Below are 16860 nucleotides of genomic sequence, written 5' to 3' on the forward strand. Positions count from 1 at the left end.
GCTGTGCTCGTGGTCCCCCGCTTCACGGCTGGTCTCCCACTGGAGCGATGGAGCGTCAGGTGACCGTGCGGGGGGCACGGTGCTCGGGGGTGTCCCAGGCGTCGGTGGCCAGGACGTCGGCGATCACCTCGACGGCGTCGTGCACGTCGACGGCGCGGACGATCAGCGGCGAGAACCCGAACCGCAGCAGGTCGGGTGGTCGGTGGTCCCCGATCACACCCCGGGAGATCAGGGCGCTCATCACGGCGGCGGCCTGCGGGTGGCGCAGCGACACCTGCGCGCCGCGTGCGGCCGGTTCGCGCGGGGTGACCACCTCGACCTGGCCGCCGAGCGTCGCGTCCACGAGGTCGATGAACAGCGAGGTGAGGGTCCTGGCCTTGGCCTCGGCGTCCAGCGGCGAGATGCCCGCGCGCAGGTCGAGCGCCGCGTCGAGCGCCGACAGGCTGAGCACCGGTGGAGTGCCACCGAGGAAGCGGGCCGCACCGGTGGCCGGCACGTAGGTGGGGTCGAACGCGAAGGGCCGGTCGTGGCCGAACCAGCCGCGCAGGGGCGTCGAGGCCACCTCGTGCCAGCGGCGGGCGAGGTACAGGAACGCGGGTGCTCCGGGGCCACCATCGAGGTACTTGTAGGTGCAGCCGACGGCGAGGTCGGCGTCCCACGCGTGGAGGTCGACGGCCAGGGCGCCGGTGGAGTGCGACAGGTCCCACACCGTCACGGCGCCGACGTCGTGCGCCGCCCGGGTCAGGGCCGCAGCGTCGTTGCGGGCCCCGGTCCGGTAGTCGACGTGGGTCAGGGTGAGCACGGCGACCTGGTCGTCGAGGTGGCTCGCGACCTCGTCGGTCGGCACCACCCTCACCTCGAGGTCGCCGATCAGGTCGGCGAGGCCCTCGGCGACGTACCGGTCGGTGGGGAAGTTGGCGTCGTCGGTCAGCAGGACGCCGCGACCCGGGCGGAGCTGCCTGGCGGCCGCCAGCGCCTTGAACAGGTCGACCGAGGTCGAGTCGGCGACCGCGATCTCGTCGGCGTCGGCTCCGACCCACGGTGCGAGCTTGGCCGCCACCCGCGCCGGGAGGCCGACCCACCCGGGCCCGCGCGTCGATGGGTTCCAGCTGGTGATCAGGCCCTGGCCCCACTCGACCTCGATGACCTGGCGGAGGCGGGCGGCGACGGTCGCGTGGAGGGGCCCGAGCGAGTTGCCGTCGAGGTAGATCACCCCGTCCGGGAGGAGGACCGCGTCCCGCGCCCGGCCGAGCGGGTCGGTGGCGTCCCACGCGGCACAGCGTGCTCGGTCCACGGACGGCTCCGGTCGACGTCGAGCCCCGGACCGTACCGCTGGGTCAGGCGCCCGAGCCGGCGAGGCCGCGGGCCCACACCGTCCGTCGCCTGCGACGTCCGCCGGGGCGGCAGCGTCCGGCCGCCGCGTACCCGGCGGCGAGGAGCGTGGCCCCGAGGGCCAGTCCGGCCGTCGCGAACAGCGGCAGGCTGAGGACGACGAACAGGGGGAGTGCCAGCCACGTGATGCGTCGCACGCCGTGAGGGTCGGTGACCAGGAGGCCGTCCGCGGCCGCTCGCCGCGCAGCGCGCACCTGGCTGAGGATCGTCCAGACGTCGAACGCCGTGAGGCCGCCGAGCGCTGCGACCACCAGGGCCAGCGGCACCAGGCCGGCGGGGTCCTCGAGCCGGACCAGGACGGCGACGGTGGCGGTCAGCAGGGCCGCGCCGAGGACGCCGAGCGCGACGGCGAAGGCGCCACCGTCCAGGCCGGTCCAGCCCGTGAGGGGGCGCAGCGCACGATCCACCGCGTCCACGAAGCGGCGGTCGATGCGTTCGAGTCGGTCCACGGGGTGCTCCGTGTTCGGTCCGTCGTGTCCCACGGCCCACGTCGCGGCGGTGACCGTTCGGACACCCTGCTTCATCGGCCGGGCGGAGCGCAACCTGAGCACCTCTGCGCGCTCCTGGCGACAGGGCCTGGCCTCCGGCTGTGGACGACGGCCCGTTCGGCCTGCTTGACACGATGCTGACGTCGGTGTCAACTACGGCGGTCCTGAAGTTGACGTCGGTGTCGAACGGAGCGTGTGTGGTACGGGTCGCGTGGGTCCACCCCGGGCAGGGGTCGCTGCGGACGGGCTGCCTCGAGCAGGCGACGCAGACCGACGGCCGCACCGAGCTCGAGCCGCTCGCGGTCGCCGCGGGCCGCGCCATCGATCGCGTCGCCCGGGCCACCGGCCGTGACCTGCGCGCGCTGGCCACCGATCCCGCGACCGGTTCCCGCACGGCCGACGCCCAGCCCACGATCCTCGCCGCGTCCCTGGCCGCCGCGGCCGCCCTCGAGGCCGCGGGCCTCCGTCCCGACGTGGTCGCCGGTCACAGCCTCGGTGAGTGCACCGCCGCGATCGTCGCGCGCTGCCTCGAGGTGGACGCCGGTGCCCGGGTCGTCGCGGCCCGGGGGGCCGCGATGGCGGACGCGTGCCGCGCTCACCCCGGTGCGATGGCCGCGCTGGTCAAGCTCGCCCCGGAGGCCGTCGAGGGGCTCCTCGCCGACCAGCCGGACCTGGTGGTCGCCAACGACAACGCTCCCGGCCAGGTGGTCGTCGCCGGCCCGCCGGACGCCGTGGCGGGCCTCCGCGACGCGGCCCGTGCCGCGGGCGGACGCCTGGTCCCGCTCGAGGTGGAGGGCGCCTTCCACAGCGAGGCGATGAGCCCGGCCGTCCCGGCGCTCGCCGATGCGCTCGGCGGGGTTCCGGTCGGTGACCCTGAGGTCCCGCTGTTCAGCGGCGTCGGTGCCCGCGGTCTGTCGACCGGCTCGGCCGTCGCCGATGCGCTGCTCGGTGGCGTCCTGGCGACCGTCCGGTGGCGCGAGGTCCAGCTCGCCCTCGCCGCCGACGGTGTCACCCACCTCGTCGAGGTCGGGCCCGGTGGCGTGCTCGCCGGTCTCGCCAAGCGCACCGTCCCGGACCTCGAGGTCCGGACCATCGCCACGCCTGCGGACGCCCACGCCCTGGCCGTCGAGCTCGGCGTCGTCGCCATGGCCCGCTGAACCCTCGCAGCCCACACCACCCGGACGTCCCCGCGCTGCCGCGCCCGTCATCCCCTTCCCACCCCTTCCACCACCCTTCCGAGGAGTCGACCATGATCCCCATCCCCGCCTGCAGCATCGTCAGCACCCCCGTCGCGGGGCGCCTGACCGATCACCTCGCCGCGGACACCCCCGTCCGGGTGGGTGACGTCGTCGCCCGCGTGCACGCCGGTGGCCGTGACCACGAGCTGCGCGCCCGGACCGCCGGACGGGTCGGTGGCCCGATGCTGCGGCCGACCCAGCCGGTCGACGCCGGGGACGCCGTCGTCTGGGTGACCCGCGGGACCGCTGCGTGACCTCCCCCCTCCCGCGCTCCCACGTCAGCGCCACGGTGCTGCCGGTCCGCGTCGCCGGACTCGGCTCGGCGCTGCCGTCGCGCGTGGTCACCAACGACGAGCTCGCCACCGTGCTCGACACCTCCGACGCGTGGATCCGCTCGCGGACCGGGATCGCCCAGCGGCACGTCGCCGCCCCCGACGAGGCGACCTCGGACCTCGCGACCGCGGCCGGCAAGGCGGCGCTCGCCGACGCCGGGCTCGGCGTCGAGGACCTCACCACCGTCATCGTCGCCACGACCTCCCCGGACCACAAGGTCCCGGGCACGGCGCCGCTGGTCGCCGCTGCGCTCGGCACCGAGGTGTCGGCGTTCGACGTCAACGCGGCGTGCAGCGGCTTCGTGACGGGGCTGCGCGTCGGCGGGGCGTTGGCCGCGACGGGTGACGGCGCCGTCCTCGTCATCGGTGCCGAGACCATGACCCGGATCGTCGACCCCGAAGACCGTGCCGTCCGCGTCCTGTTCGGCGACGGCGCGGGTGCCGCGGTGCTCGTCGGTGACGAGCGTGCCAGCCTCGGGCCCTTCGACCTCGGTTCGGACGGGGCGGACCCGTCGATGCTGTGGTGCCCCGCCGGCGGGACGCGGACACCGATCACGCCGGGATCCGCCGATGGGGACCCCTACCTGCGGATGCGTGGCGGGGACATCTACCGGCACGCGGTCACCCGCATGGTCGCCTCCTCGCGAGCGGTGCTCGACGCCGCCGATCTCGAGATCGCCGACGTCGACCTCCTGGTCGGACACCAGGCCAACGCGCGCATCCTCGACGCGGTGGTGCAACGCCTCGGGATCGATCCGTCGCGCAGCCACCTGACCGTCGACGCCCACGCCAACACCTCCGCGGCCTCCGTGCCGCTCGCGCTGGCCGACGCCCGCGACCGCGGTCGCCTGGTCCCCGGCGCGACCGTGCTGCTGACCGCCTTCGGGGCCGGCCTGACCTGGGCGTCGTGCCTGCTGACCTGGGACGGTTCCGGCGCCGGCGAGCGGGCGGTCACCGCCGACCTGACCACCGACCCCGACGACGACCCCACCCGTGACCTGCTCCTGCGGACGATCGAGGAGGACGCGTGACCACGTCGCCCCCCACCATCGCGCTGGTCTCCGGCGGCAGCGGCGGCATCGGCGCCGCCATCTGCCGGCACCTGGCGGCTGCTGGCCACACCGTCCTCGTCGGCTACGGCGGCAACCGGGACGCCGCCGAGAAGGTCGTCGCCGACTGTGCCTCGGCCGAGGCCGTCCACCTCGACGTCACCGACGAGGAGTCGGTCACGGCGGCCGTCGCCCGAGCGGCCGAGCTCGGGACCCTCGCGGTCGTGGTGAACAACGCGGGCGTCGCCGACGACGACCTGCTGCTCCGTCTGGACCCGACGCGCTTCGACCGCACCCTCGAGGTCAACCTCCGCGGCGCCTACCTGCTGTCGCGCGCCGCGCTGCGTCCCATGATGCGCGCACGCCACGGCCGCATCGTCAACATCGCCTCGATCGTGGCCCTCCGCGGCAACCCGGGGCAGACGGCCTACGGGGCGTCGAAGGCGGGCCTGATCGGCCTGACCAAGTCGCTGGCACGAGAGATCGCCCGCAAGGGCGTGACCGTCAACGTGGTCGCGCCCGGGTTCGTCGAGACCGCCATGACCGACGAGTTGCCCGACGCAGCCCGCGAGGCGCTGCTGGGCCTCGCCCCGACGGGCCGGGCCGTCACCGCCGACGAGGTCGCCGCCGCCGTCGGGTTCCTCGCCTCGGATGAGGCAGGCGCCATCACCGGCGCCGTCCTGCCCGTCGACGGCGGCGCCGCGATGTGACCGGCCCGCATCACGAGGGCCCACCGCGACCTCACCAGACCTGCACGACCCGCACCACCCCGACCGCAACAGGAGCGACCCCATGAGCCAGGACCTGCTGTCCACCTTCACCACGCTGCTCGTCGACACCTTCGGTGTCCCCGAAGCGGACGTCACCCCGGACGCCACCTTCGAGGCGCTCGGCCTCGACTCGCTCGACGTCGTCGAGCTCACCCTCGTGCTCGAAGAGGAGACCGGCGTCAAGCTCGAGGACGAGGAGCTCGAGGACGTCCGCACCGTCCAGGACGCCATCGACAAGGTTGCCGCCAAGAAGCAGGCCGCGGCGTGACCGACGCCACCACCCGCACCAGCTCGGGGCGCGATGTCGTCGTCACGGGGCTCGGCCTCGTGACGCCGGCCGGCCGTGGCCTGGCCGAGTCGTGGGAGGGCGTGCTCGCCGGCAAGTCGGCGGCCGCACCCCACGAGGGGCTGCTCGCGGCCGGGACACCCGTCACCATCGCCTGTCAGGTGCCGGCCTTCGACGCCGACGCCGAGCTCGGTCGTGGCGCGAACCGGCGCCTCGATCGCTTCACGCACCTGGCGTTGCTGGCGGCCCGTGAGGCGGTCCAGCACGCGGGCCTCACCGGTGACGAGGACCCCGACCGGGTGACCGGCGCCGACCCCGACCGGGTCGGTGTGCTGCTCGGCTCGGGCATCGGCGGCGCCGAGACCTGGGCCGAGGAGTACCCGCGCTACCTCGACAAGGGGCCCGGCCGGGTCAGCCCGATGTTCGTCCCGAAGATGCTGTCGAACACCGCGGCCGGCACCGTCGCGATCCGCACCGGTGCCCGCGGGCCCAACCTGACGGTCAACACCGCCTGCGCGGCCGGCGCGTCGGCGATCCACGTCGCGCGCGACCTGATCCGCAGCGGTTCGGCGGACGTGGTGATCGCCGGCGGGGTCGAGGCCGGGATCACCGGGCTGTCGGTCAGCGCCTTCGCGCAGATGGGTGCCCTGTCCCGCAACCCCGACGCCGCGTCGGCCTCGCGGCCGTTCGACGTGGACCGCGACGGGTTCGTGATGGGTGAGGGTGCGGGCGTGCTCGTGCTGGAGTCCGCGGCTCACGCGGCAGCCCGTGGTGCCACGGTCCTGGCGTCGGTCGCCGGGGCCGGTGCCTCCGCCGACGCCCACCACGCGACCGCACCTCCCGAGGACGGCGGCGGCGCGGTGCTGGCGATCCAGCGTGCGCTCGAGGACGCGGGGATCTCCCCGAGCGACCTCGGCCACATCAACGCCCACGGCACGTCCACCCCGCTCAACGACGTGGCCGAGTCGCGTGCGCTGCGGACCGTGCTCGGGGACGCCCTCGACGCCATCGCGGTCAGTTCGACCAAGGGTGTGACCGGCCACCTGCTCGGTGCCGCCGGCGCCGTCGAGGCGGCGTTCGCGATCCTCGCCATGCGTGACGGACTCGTACCACCGACCGCCAACCTCACCCGTCAGGACCCCGACATCGTCCTCGACGTCGTCGCCGGCAGCCCCCGCGGGGTCGCCCTCGATGCGGTGCTGTCGACGTCCATGGGCTTCGGCGGCCAGAACGCTGCCCTCGTCCTGACCCGAGCGTGACCCAGCCCCGTCCCACCCCGATCCCCCCGGAGCGCCCCGTGAGCGAGGCCACCCGCACCGAGACGTTCTCCCTCGATCCCACCGCCCTGCAGCCGGGCGACGGGGCGCGGGCGCGGCTGTCACGCCTGCTCGACCCGTCCTCGTTCGTCGAGCTCGGGTCGGCCCGTCACCACCGTGCCAGCGGCTTCGGGCTCGAGAAGCGTCACCCCGACGGGGACGGCGTCGTCGCCGGCACCGGCGCGGTCGAGGGCCGTGCCGTCAACGTGTACGCCCAGGACCGCCGAGTGCTCGGCGGTTCCCTCGGCGAGGCGCACGCGGACAAGATCGCGCGCAGCATCGAGCAGGCCTCACGCGGCGGCGTGCCCGTCATCGGGATCAACGACTCCGGCGGGGCACGTATCCAGGAGGGCGTCGCCGCCCTCGACGGGTACGGCCAGGTCTTCACCGCCAACGTCGCCGCCTCGGGCCGCGTCCCGCAGATCGCGCTGTTGCTCGGCCCGTGCGCGGGTGGAGCGACCTACTCGCCTGCCCTCATGGACTTCACGATCATGAGCGACGAGGCGTCGATGTTCCTCACCGGTCCCCGCGTGGTGAAGGCCGTCACCGGCGAGGACGTGGATGCCCGGTCCCTCGGCGGGCCCGAGGTCCACAGCGAGCGGTCGGGGTCGGCTCACTTCGTCGTGGACGACGATGAGCAGGCGTTCGCCGTCGCACGCGAGCTGCTCGGGTACCTGCCGGACTCGGCGTGGGCAGCACCCACGGAGGCGCCCGTCGAGGAGCCACCCGAGGTGGACCTGCGGGCCGTCGTGCCCGCCGACGGCCGTGCGCCGTACGACGTCCGCGACCTGATCCGCGGCATCGTGGACGGGGGCCGGTTCCTGGAGGTCCAGGCCCACTGGGCGCAGAACCTCGTCGTCGGCTTCTCGCGCATCGACGGCCGCACGGTCGGGATCGTGGCCAACCAGGCCCGGTGGCTCGCCGGCGTCCTCGACGGCACCGCCAGCGAGAAGGGTGCCCGGTTCGTGCGGTTCTGCGACGCGTTCGGCATCCCGCTGGTGGTCGCGGTCGACGTGCCGGGCTTCCTGCCGGGCACCGCCCAGGAGCACGGCGGGGTGATCCGCAAGGGCGCCAAGCTGCTGCACGCGTTCACGTCGGCGACCGTCCCGCGCATCTCCGTCGTCCTGCGCAAGGCCTTCGGTGGCGCCTACATCGTGATGAACTCGCGCTCGATCGGTGCCGACGCCGTGCTCGCGTGGCCGGGCGCCGAGCTGGCGGTGATGGGCGCCGAGGGGGCCGCGGACATCGTGTTCCGCCGCGCCATCGAACAGGAGCCCGACCGTCGCGAGGAGCTGGTCGACGGCTACCGCCGTGACGCGATGCACGTCGACGTCGCGGCTCGGCGCGGCAGCGTCGACGAGGTCATCGCACCCGAGGACACACGTCCGGCCCTGGTCGCCCTCCTGCGCTCCTTGCGGGGGGCTCGTCAGCCCGGGTTCGTCCACGACAACCTGCCCCAGTGACCGCCGCTGGCCGTCCCGTGACCTCGGCGCCGGTGCGCACCGGGGCCGGCCCCTCGGGCGTTCGTTCGGCCCCGCCGGACGCGATGGTCCCCGGCGCACGGTCGCTGGTACGCCGCAGCCTGCGGCCCGTGCTGCGGACCTGGCTCCACCTCCAGGTCGAGGGGGCCCACCACGTCCCGGCATCGGGGCCCGTGCTCCTCGGCTCCACGCACCAGTCGCACGCCGATTCGCTGGCCATCGGGGTGGCGCTCGAGCGCCCCGTCCACTTCCTCGGCGACCTCCGGCTGGTGAGCATGCCGATCGTCGGGCCGCTGCTGCCACGGCTCGGGATGGTGCCGCTGCGTCGCGGTGACGCCGACGCGGCCGCGCTGCAGGTGCTGGCGGACCTGCTCGACGACGACCGTGCCGTGGCCGTCTACCCGGAGGGTTCGCGCAGCCGCGACGGGCGGGTCCACCGCCTGCGCAGCGGGGTGGCTCGTCTGGCCGCCGGCAGCGGCGCCGTCACGGTCCCCACGGCCGTGACCGGCATCTTCGAGGTCTGGCCCATCGGGCGCCGCCCGCGGCTGCGTGGCGGCCACGTGACCGTGCGCTTCGGCCCCCCGCTGGCGGCGCCGGCGGCCGACACGCCGCGGGCGCGCCGCGCGTTCACCGACGAGCTGCACGACCGGCTGGTGGACCTGTCGGGGTTCGAGCGGGCGGACGACTTCTCGCCGATCGGGGGCGGCGCGTGAAGGTCGTGACCGGATGCGACGTGGTCGACGTGGCCCGGCTGTCAGCCGTCGCGGAGCGCCGGGCCGGGTTCGTCGCTCGGGTCTTCACCGACGGCGAGGTCGCCGACTGCGAGCGAGGTGGTGTGCGCCTCGACTCGCCGACGGGGCGCGCGCGACTGGCCGCACGTTTCGCGGCCAAGGAGGCGGCACGCAAGGCCATCGGGGACCTGCGCCTGCCGTTCCACGCCGTCGAGGTCCGACGTGCCGCCAGCGGCGCACCCGAGCTGTTGCTCCACGGCCAGGCCACCGACTGGTCGTGCTCGCTGTCCCACGACGGCGGGGTCGCGATCGCGGTCGTCGTCGGCGCGACGCCTGCTCCCACCGCTCCCACCGCTCCCACCGCTCCCACCGCTCCCACCGCTCCCACCGCTCCCACCGCTCCCACCGCTCCCACCGCTCCCACCGCTCCCACCGCTCCCACCGCTCCCATCTGAAGGAGGCGTCCGTGCTGCTCGAGGGTAAGAAGCTGCTCATCACCGGGGTGCTCGATCCCCGTTCCATCGCGTTCTCGGTCGCCCGCGTCGCGCAGGAACAGGGCGCCGAGGTCGTGCTGACCTCCTTCGGCCGTGCCCGGCGGCTGACCGATCGCAGCGCGTCCCGCCTGCCCGAACCTCCCGACGTGCTCGAGCTCGACGTCACCTCGGACGCCGACATCGCCGCCGTCGCCAAGGATCTCGAGCAGCGGTGGGGCAAGGTCGACGGCGTGCTGCACGCGGTCGGGTTCGCCCCGTCGTCGTGCATCGGCGGGGGCTTCCTCGACGCGCCGTGGGAGGACGTCGCGACGGCCGTCCAGGTCTCGACCTACTCCTTCGCGGCGCTCGGACGCGGTTTCCGTGACCTGCTGGCTGCGGCGGACGGGTCCTCGCTCGTCGGGCTCGACTTCGACGCGTCGGTCGCGTGGCCGACCTACGACTGGATGGGGGTGGCCAAGGCCGGCCTCGAGGCCACGTCCCGCTACCTGGCTCGCGAGCTCGGCCCGCTCGGGGTGAAGGTCAACCTGGTCGCGGCGGGCCCGCTGCAGACCGTGGCGGCCAAGAGCATCGACGGGTTCGGCGGCTTCGAGCCGATCTGGCAGGAACGTGCGCCGCTCGGCTGGGACAGCTCCGACCCCGAACCGGTGGCGCGCACCGTCTGTGCGTTGCTGTCGGACTGGACGCCGGGCATCACCGGCGAGATCGTCCACGTCGACGGCGGTGTCCACGCGATCGGCGCGGGCTCGCGCTGACCCGTCGCCAGCGCCGCCCCTCGGTCGGTGCTGCGCGGTCGGGGACCGCTCGACCAACCGTCCGAACACCGGGGGAGCACGCCCGGGCCGAGGTGGAACGCTCGGTCCGCTCGACGATCCAGTGAGGCTCCCGTGCTCGTGTCAGCAGCGGCGGACGATCCCGACGCGTGTACGCGCCTGGCGGCGACGGTGACGCCCGCCGCGATCGCCCCGCGGTCGGTCGCGCGGACCGTCGGCGACGTCGTGGCGAGGTGCATCGGTGCCGCGCGCCACGACGAGGTCGTCCTCGCCGTGCACGAGGTCCTCTGCGACGCCCTCGACCGTGGGCCGTCGCAGCCGCTGAAGGTCCGCGTTCGTGAACGCGATGACCGCGTCGACATCGAGATCGTCGACGGCCGCTGCCCCCCGAGCTCGGTCGGACCGCTGCACGTGGCCCGCGCCCTGGCCGATGACCTCAAGGAGGAGGTCACCGATGCCGGGCACGTGATCCGGCTGAGCTACTGGTCGGCCTGACCGCCAGCCTTGACCGCGAGCACCGGGCAGTCCGACTGCAGCAGGATGTCCTGCGCGTTCGAGCCGAGGACGAGCTTTCCGACCGGGGACCGGCGACGGATGCCGATCACCAGCAGCCCGGCGTCCTCGTCCTTGGCGGCCTGCAGCAGGTCCTCCGAGGGGGAGTTCCCGCGGGCGTACTCCACGAGGCGGTAGGAGATGCCCTCGCTGGCGAGCCGGCTCTCGAGCTGCTCGAACTCCTCGCGGTAGGTCACCACCTGCCGTTCCTCGTCGCGCTCCCCACCCTTCATGGAGTGGACGACGAGCAGTTCCCCGTCACGGAGGCGTGTCTCCTCGATGGCTCGATCGAGGGCAGCGCGCCCTTCGTCGGAGCGGAGGAAGCCGGCCACGATACGCACGTTGGTACTCCTCGTCGGTCTCGGTCGAGCCTAGTTGGGTGGGTGCGCGCCGGCCGGCCGTTCACCGGCGAGACCCTGCCTCGGGTGACTACCGTGCCCCCGTGGACGGCGCACGAGCGTCGCCTTCGGACCGTACGGCGGTGACCCCGCCCGAGGGCCGCGGGCGGTGCGAGGAGGCCGTTCTCGCACGGGCGGGACGTGCAGCCGCGTCCCGAGGGAGCCCAACGTTGGGAGCCCGACGCGTCGCCGCGTCGGACCGCACCGCCCGACCGGCGGTCGCGGCACCGCCGCCACCGACCGGCCCGTGGACCGCCGTTAGCGGGCGGCCCGGCGACCCCGGGACCGCCCCCGAGGACGAGGAGCGGGACGTGAGCGAGCTGCTCGACAGCGAGGTGCTCCAGGTGACCAAGGATGGATCGTCAGCCGACCCCGACGGCTTCCTTCCGACCTCGGAGCCGGTGCGGCTCCTGGAACCTGACGGGACCTTCCACGAGGATCCTGACCATCCGGTCGACCTGAGCGACGACGAGCTCGTCGAGCTCTACCGGCGGATGGCGGTGACCCGGCGCCTCGACCGCGAGTCGATCAACCTGCAGCGGCAGGGGCAGCTCGGGGTCTACGCCTCCTGCCTCGGTCAGGAGGCCGCTCAGGTGGGGTCGGCCTCCGCGCTGGCGAAGCAGGACTGGATCTTCCCGAGCTACCGCGAGCTCGGGGCGGCGGTGGTCCGCGGGGTCGACGCCGGTGCGTTGCTCCACCTCTACCGCGGCACGTGGCTGTCGGACCACGACCCGTACGAGTACAACTTCGGCCTGCTGTCGATCCCGATCGGCACCCAGGCGCTGCATGCCACGGGGCTGGCGATGGGCGCCCGTTTCGACGACAACCCGTTGGTGGCGCTGACCTACTTCGGTGACGGCGGGACCTCCGAGGGGGACCCGCACGAGGCGATGAACTTCGCCGCGGTGTTCGAGGCGCCGGTCATCTTCTTCGTGCAGAACAACCAGTACGCCATCTCGGTGCCGCTCGACCGGCAGACCAAGGCGCCGACGCTGGCGCACAAGGCCATCGGCTACGGGATGCCCGGCGTGCGGTGCGACGGCAACGACGTCCTGGCCTCGTACGCGGTGACCAAGCGCGCGGTCGAACGCGCCCGCCGCGGCGGGGGACCGACGTTCATCGAGGCGATGACCTACCGGATGGAGGCGCACACCACCTCGGACGACCCGTCGCGCTACCGCACCAAGGACGAGCTCGCCGACGCGGCCAAGACCGACCCCCTGCTGCGCATGCGCAACTTCCTCGGTCACCGCGGCCTGTGGAGCGACGACCTCGAGGCCAGCTGTGACGAGGCCGGCAAGGAGGCCGCCACGGCCCTGCGCGACTCGATCTACGACGCGCCGCACGGCGACCCGATGGAGGTGTTCGACCACGTCTACGTGGACGACACCGGCCACTACGAGCGCCAGCGGGCCGAGCTGCGGGCCGAGCTCGACGCGGGTTCCGAGAGAGGTGACGCCTGATGACGGTCACGATGGCGCAGGCCATAAACCGGGCGCTCAAGGACGCGATGGAGGACGACGACCGGGTCCTGGTGTTCGGTGAGGACGTCGGCAAGCTCGGTGGGGTCTTCCGGGTCACCGACGGGCTGCAGGCCACGTTCGGCGAGGCGCGTTGCTTCGACACGCCGCTGGCCGAATCCGGGATCGTGGGGACCGCGATCGGTCTGGCGATGTACGGCTGGCGGCCGGTGCCGGAGATGCAGTTCGACGGGTTCACCTACCCGGCGTTCGAGCAGATCGTGTCGCACCTGGCCAAGATGCCGAACCGGTCCCGGGGGACGGTCAAGCTGCCGGTCACCCTGCGGATCCCCTACGGCGGTGGCATCGGTGCGGTCGAGCACCACTCGGAGTCGCCCGAGGCCTACTGGGCCCACACCGCGGGCCTGAAGGTCATGAGCCCGGGCAACCCCGACGACGCGTACTCGATGATGCGCGAGGCCATCGCCAGCGACGATCCGGTGGTGTTCCTCGAGCCGAAGCGTCGCTACTGGATGAAGTCGGACGTGGAGCTGCCGGTCACCACGGCGCCGGCCCGTGAGGCGGTCGTGCGGCGGGCGGGCAGCGACGTGTCCGTCTTCGCGTACGGCCCGATGGTCCGCACGGCGTTGGACGCGGCGGACGCGGCGGCCGAGGAGGGCTGGGACCTCGAGATCGTCGACCTGCGGTCCCTGTCGCCGCTCGACGAGGAGCGAATAGTCGCCTCGGTCGAACGCACCGGTCGGGCCGTGGTGGTCCACGAGGCGGCGCGTTCGTTCGGCGTCGCCGCGGAGGTCGCGGCCCGCATCCAGGAACGCGCCTTCTACTCGCTGGAGGCGCCGGTGCTGCGTGCGACCGGGTTCGACACCCCGTACCCCCCCGCGAAGCTGGAGGAGTACTGGCTGCCGAACGTGGACCGCATCCTGGACATGGTCGAGCGGACCCTGAGCTACTGACAGGGGCGGCCCGGTGAGGGCCTGCCTCGGGAGGCACATCCCGTGAGCATCCGTGATTTCAAGCTGCCCGACCTCGGTGAAGGGCTCGAGGAGGGCGACGTGGTCGCCTGGCACGTGGCCGTCGGCGACGTGATCGAGCTCAACCAGACGGTCGCCGAGATCGAGACCGCCAAGGCGATCGTCGAGGTGCCCTCCCCGTTCGCGGGGCGGGTCGTCGAGCGCATGGGCGAGGTCGGTGACACCCTGGAGGTCGGTTCGGTCTTCCTGCGTGTGGACACCAGTGTCGGCGCCCCAGCAGGAGTCGATCCTTCTGGCGCCCCAGCAGGAGGCGATGCTTCTGGCGCCCCAGCAGGAGGCGACGACGTGGCGGCAGGGACGGCCGCCGCCGGTGACGACGTTGGCGCCCCAGCAGGAGGCGACGCCGGGACGCCGCCGACCGCCGCCGACGACCCCTCCGCCGACGACCTCGAGGTGATCGTCGAGGCCGGTCCGGCCGAGGATCTGGAGGCCGAACGGCCGTCGACCGGCCTGGATGCGGAGGCCGAGCCGCAGCCGCTGGTCGGCTACGGACAGCGTGGGGACACGCGCCGTCGCCGCCGTGGCGCCGGCGCGGTCGAGTCCGATGCGCCGGCCGCCTCCGACGCGCCGGCTCGTGTCCTGGCCAAGCCGCCGGTGCGCAAGTTGGCCAAGGACCTCGGGGTCGAGCTGGCGGCCATCGCGCCGGGCAGCGGGCCCGACGGGGTCATCACCCGTGACGACGTCCGCGCCGCCGCGGATGGCAGGGCGGTCACCACGGCACCGGCACCCGCACCGGCCACGACGGGACCGTCCGGCAACGGTGCGGCCCCCGAGGCGCCGCCCGCGGAACGCGGTGGCGCGGTGGCGGCGGGCTTCCGTGGCCGCACCCCGGGGGACGTCGAACCCGTCGCCGGGATCCGCAAGCGCATCGTCGAGAAGATGGAGCTCTCGCGGCGCACCATCCCCGAGGCCACCTGCTCGCGCGAGGCGGACGTCACCGACCTGTGGCAGCTGCGCCGTGACCTGACGGCGGCTGCGGCCGAGGACGGCCACGACGTCAAGGTGACCCCGTTCGCGGTGGTGCTGCGTGCGGTGGTGGTCGCGCTGCGCCGCTTCCCGACGCTGAACGCCTCGATGGTCGGTCGCGAGGGGTCGGACCCCGGCGAGATCCACCTGCACGAGGCCATCCACCTCGGCTTCGCGGCGGACACCGAGCGGGGCCTCGTGGTGCCCGTCATCCGTGACGCCCACCGGCTGACCACGCTGCAGATCGCGGCCGAGCTGAACCGCCTGGCCACCGCAGCGCGGGACGGCAAGCTCACCCCCGCCGAGATGTCCGGCGGGACCTTCACGGTCTCCAACTACGGCGCGTTCGGCAACGACGACGGTGACCCGGTCATCAACCACCCGGAGGGTGCGCTGCTCGGCGTCGGCTCGATGCGCGAACGGCCCTGGGTCGTCGATGGGCAGCTGGCGGTCCGGCGCACGTGCCGGTTCACGCTGGCGTTCGACCACCGCCTCTCCGACGGCGGCGAAGCCGGTCGCTTCGTGACCTACGTCGGTGACCTCTGTGAGCAGCCCGCCCGGCTGCTCCTGCACGCCTGACCCGGAGGGACCCACGTGCCCGAGCAGCAGCACGACCCTTCCGCGGCCCGAGCACGAGCCGACCTCGTCGTCCTCGGCGGCGGTCCGGGGGGTTACGCGACCGCCTTCCGTGCCCACGCCCGGGGCCTGGACGTGGCGCTGGTCGAGGAAGCGCAGATCGGTGGCACCTGCCTGCACCGGGGCTGCATCCCCTCGAAGGCGACGCTGCACGTGGCCGAGGTCCTCGAGGAGGTCCACCGCGCCGACGTGCTCGGTCTGAAGCTCACCTTCGACGGCGTCGACGGTGACGGCCTGCAGGCGTTCCGCGAGGGGGTGATCTCCGGGCTGCACAAGGGCCTCGTCGGCCTGACCGAGAAGCGCACGACGCTGCACCGCGGCCGCGGCCGTGTCGTGCGGGACGGGAACGGTCTGGCGGTCGAGGTCACCGACGCAGACGGTCAGGTGACGACCGTCAGCGGGCGGCACGTGATCGTGGCCACCGGGTCGCAGCCTCGCTCGCTGCCCGGTGTCGAGATCGACGGTGAGGTGGTGCAGACCTCGGACCAGGCGTTGTGGTTCACCACCCCGCCGGAGCGGGCTGTCATCATCGGCGGCGGCGCCATCGGCGTCGAGTTCGCCACGATGTGGGCACCGATGGGCACCGAGGTCACCGTCGTCGAGGCGCTCGACCGGCTGCTGCCGTTGGAGGACGCCGACTCCTCCAAGCTGTTGGAGCGCGCCTTCAAGCGTCGTGGCATCGACGTCCTGACGGGCGCTCGCGTCGGCGCGGTGACCCGCGACGGCGAGCGCGCCACCGTCGAGGTCCAGATCGGCGACGAGATGAAGACGCTCGAGGCCGATCGGGTCCTGGTCGCCACCGGCCGTGGACCGCGGACCGCGGACATCGGCGTGGCCGAGCTCGGCGTCCTCGACGAGCGCGGGTTCGTGGTGACCGATCCCTACGGCGCCACCGAGGTCCCCGGGCTGTGGGCCGTCGGCGACGTGCGCCCGACGTTGGCGCTGGCCCACGCCGCGTTCGCCGAGGGGTTCGTGGTCGCCGACCGGATCGCCGGCATCGCCGACGTGCAGCCAGTCGACCACGTCCACACGCCACGGGTGACCTACTCGCACCCGGAGGTCGCCTCCGTCGGCCTCACCGAGGCCGAGGCACGCGAGCGACACGGTGATGACGCGGTCCGGGTCGCTTCCGTCTCCTTCCGCGGCAACGCCAAGGGGATCCTCGCCGGCTCCGACGGGACCGTGAAGGTCGTCCACCTCGCCGACGGTGCCGAGGCGGGCTCACCCGGGGTCGGGTTCGACCCGAGCGGCCAGGCCTCGGGACCCGTCGTCGGCGTCCACATCGTCGGCCCCCACGCCACCGACCTGATCGGTGGTGCCACGCTCGCGACGGCTTGGGAGGCCCTCCCCGTCGAGCTGGCGGCCATCACCCACGCCCACCCCACCCTCGAGGAAGCCCTCGGCGAGGCGTTCCAGGTCGCCGCCGACCTGCCGTTCCACGCCCACTGA

18 protein-coding genes are annotated in these 16860 nt (G+C 73.7%); 15 read left to right on the top strand and 3 right to left on the bottom strand.

What is annotated here, in order from left to right; all coding sequences use genetic code 11:
* Positions 1-55: 55 nt before the first annotated feature.
* Together kynU and NITAL_RS11375 are read right to left on the bottom strand one after the other, a co-directional pair.
* Positions 56-1294 (bottom strand): kynureninase, encoded by a 1239-nt coding sequence (gene kynU, locus NITAL_RS11370; RefSeq protein WP_052666325.1) that lies wholly within the window; start codon positions 1292-1294, stop codon positions 56-58.
* A gap of 43 nt (positions 1295-1337) precedes the next feature.
* Positions 1338-1841: a hypothetical protein gene (locus NITAL_RS11375; protein WP_157041782.1), complete on the bottom strand. Its 504-nt coding sequence runs from the start codon at positions 1839-1841 to the stop codon at positions 1338-1340.
* A gap of 236 nt (positions 1842-2077) precedes the next feature.
* Between NITAL_RS11375 and NITAL_RS11380 the strand changes: the two genes are divergently transcribed.
* The 11 genes from NITAL_RS11380 (at position 2078) to NITAL_RS11430 (ending at position 10842) form a co-directional block, all read left to right on the top strand.
* A complete protein-coding gene (locus NITAL_RS11380; RefSeq protein WP_052666327.1) occupies positions 2078-3037 on the top strand; it encodes an ACP S-malonyltransferase in 960 nt (319 codons plus the stop codon).
* Positions 3038-3129: 92 nt separating this feature from the next.
* Positions 3130-3372 carry a hypothetical protein gene (locus tag NITAL_RS11385; protein ID WP_052666328.1) on the top strand — a complete coding sequence of 81 codons (243 nt, stop codon included), beginning with the start codon at positions 3130-3132 and terminating at the stop codon, positions 3370-3372.
* Positions 3369-4481, top strand: a complete 1113-nt coding sequence (locus NITAL_RS11390) for a beta-ketoacyl-ACP synthase III (RefSeq protein ID WP_211262348.1) — start codon at positions 3369-3371, stop codon at positions 4479-4481. Before NITAL_RS11385 ends, NITAL_RS11390 begins: the two co-directional genes overlap by 4 nt.
* A complete protein-coding gene (fabG, locus tag NITAL_RS11395) occupies positions 4478-5209 on the top strand; it encodes a 3-oxoacyl-ACP reductase FabG (RefSeq protein WP_052666329.1) in 732 nt (243 codons plus the stop codon). The genes NITAL_RS11390 and fabG overlap by 4 nt, the downstream gene beginning before the upstream one ends.
* A gap of 82 nt (positions 5210-5291) precedes the next feature.
* Positions 5292-5537 (top strand): acyl carrier protein, encoded by a 246-nt coding sequence (locus NITAL_RS11400; protein ID WP_052666330.1) that lies wholly within the window; start codon positions 5292-5294, stop codon positions 5535-5537.
* On the top strand, positions 5534-6814 hold the full coding sequence (fabF, locus tag NITAL_RS11405; protein ID WP_052666331.1) for a beta-ketoacyl-ACP synthase II: 1281 nt from the start codon (positions 5534-5536) through the stop codon (positions 6812-6814). Before NITAL_RS11400 ends, fabF begins: the two co-directional genes overlap by 4 nt.
* Before the next feature lie 38 nt (positions 6815-6852).
* Complete coding sequence (locus tag NITAL_RS11410) at positions 6853-8334, top strand: acyl-CoA carboxylase subunit beta (protein WP_052666332.1); 1482 nt, start codon at positions 6853-6855, stop codon at positions 8332-8334.
* A 128-nt stretch (positions 8335-8462) separates the two neighbouring features.
* A complete protein-coding gene (locus NITAL_RS11415) occupies positions 8463-9065 on the top strand; it encodes a lysophospholipid acyltransferase family protein (RefSeq protein ID WP_211262349.1) in 603 nt (200 codons plus the stop codon).
* Positions 9062-9538 (top strand): 4'-phosphopantetheinyl transferase superfamily protein, encoded by a 477-nt coding sequence (locus tag NITAL_RS28495; RefSeq protein ID WP_052666334.1) that lies wholly within the window; start codon positions 9062-9064, stop codon positions 9536-9538. The genes NITAL_RS11415 and NITAL_RS28495 overlap by 4 nt, the downstream gene beginning before the upstream one ends.
* Positions 9535-10329, top strand: coding sequence for an enoyl-ACP reductase FabI (fabI, locus tag NITAL_RS28500; RefSeq protein ID WP_052669614.1), 795 nt, complete (start codon positions 9535-9537; stop codon positions 10327-10329). Before NITAL_RS28495 ends, fabI begins: the two co-directional genes overlap by 4 nt.
* A gap of 138 nt (positions 10330-10467) precedes the next feature.
* Positions 10468-10842, top strand: a complete 375-nt coding sequence (locus NITAL_RS11430) for a hypothetical protein (RefSeq protein WP_211262351.1) — start codon at positions 10468-10470, stop codon at positions 10840-10842.
* Here the strand turns inward: NITAL_RS11430 and NITAL_RS11435 are convergent.
* On the bottom strand, positions 10827-11240 hold the full coding sequence (locus tag NITAL_RS11435) for a universal stress protein (protein WP_052666336.1): 414 nt from the start codon (positions 11238-11240) through the stop codon (positions 10827-10829). The genes NITAL_RS11430 and NITAL_RS11435 overlap by 16 nt on opposite strands.
* Before the next feature lie 401 nt (positions 11241-11641).
* Here NITAL_RS11435 and pdhA point away from each other — a divergent pair, with 401 nt between their 5' ends.
* Genes pdhA through lpdA form a run of 4 tightly spaced genes read left to right on the top strand, consistent with a single transcriptional unit; the run spans position 11642 to position 16860 of the window.
* A complete protein-coding gene (gene pdhA, locus NITAL_RS11440) occupies positions 11642-12760 on the top strand; it encodes a pyruvate dehydrogenase (acetyl-transferring) E1 component subunit alpha (protein WP_052669615.1) in 1119 nt (372 codons plus the stop codon).
* Positions 12760-13731: an alpha-ketoacid dehydrogenase subunit beta gene (locus tag NITAL_RS11445; protein ID WP_052666337.1), complete on the top strand. Its 972-nt coding sequence runs from the start codon at positions 12760-12762 to the stop codon at positions 13729-13731. The genes pdhA and NITAL_RS11445 overlap by 1 nt, the downstream gene beginning before the upstream one ends.
* 42 nt (positions 13732-13773) lie before the next feature.
* Positions 13774-15354 (top strand): dihydrolipoamide acetyltransferase family protein, encoded by a 1581-nt coding sequence (locus NITAL_RS11450; protein ID WP_052666338.1) that lies wholly within the window; start codon positions 13774-13776, stop codon positions 15352-15354.
* A gap of 15 nt (positions 15355-15369) precedes the next feature.
* On the top strand, positions 15370-16860 hold the full coding sequence (gene lpdA / locus NITAL_RS11455; protein WP_052666339.1) for a dihydrolipoyl dehydrogenase: 1491 nt from the start codon (positions 15370-15372) through the stop codon (positions 16858-16860).

Origin of the sequence: Nitriliruptor alkaliphilus DSM 45188 (assembly GCF_000969705.1) — a bacterium.
GTDB lineage: Bacteria > Actinomycetota > Nitriliruptoria > Nitriliruptorales > Nitriliruptoraceae > Nitriliruptor > Nitriliruptor alkaliphilus.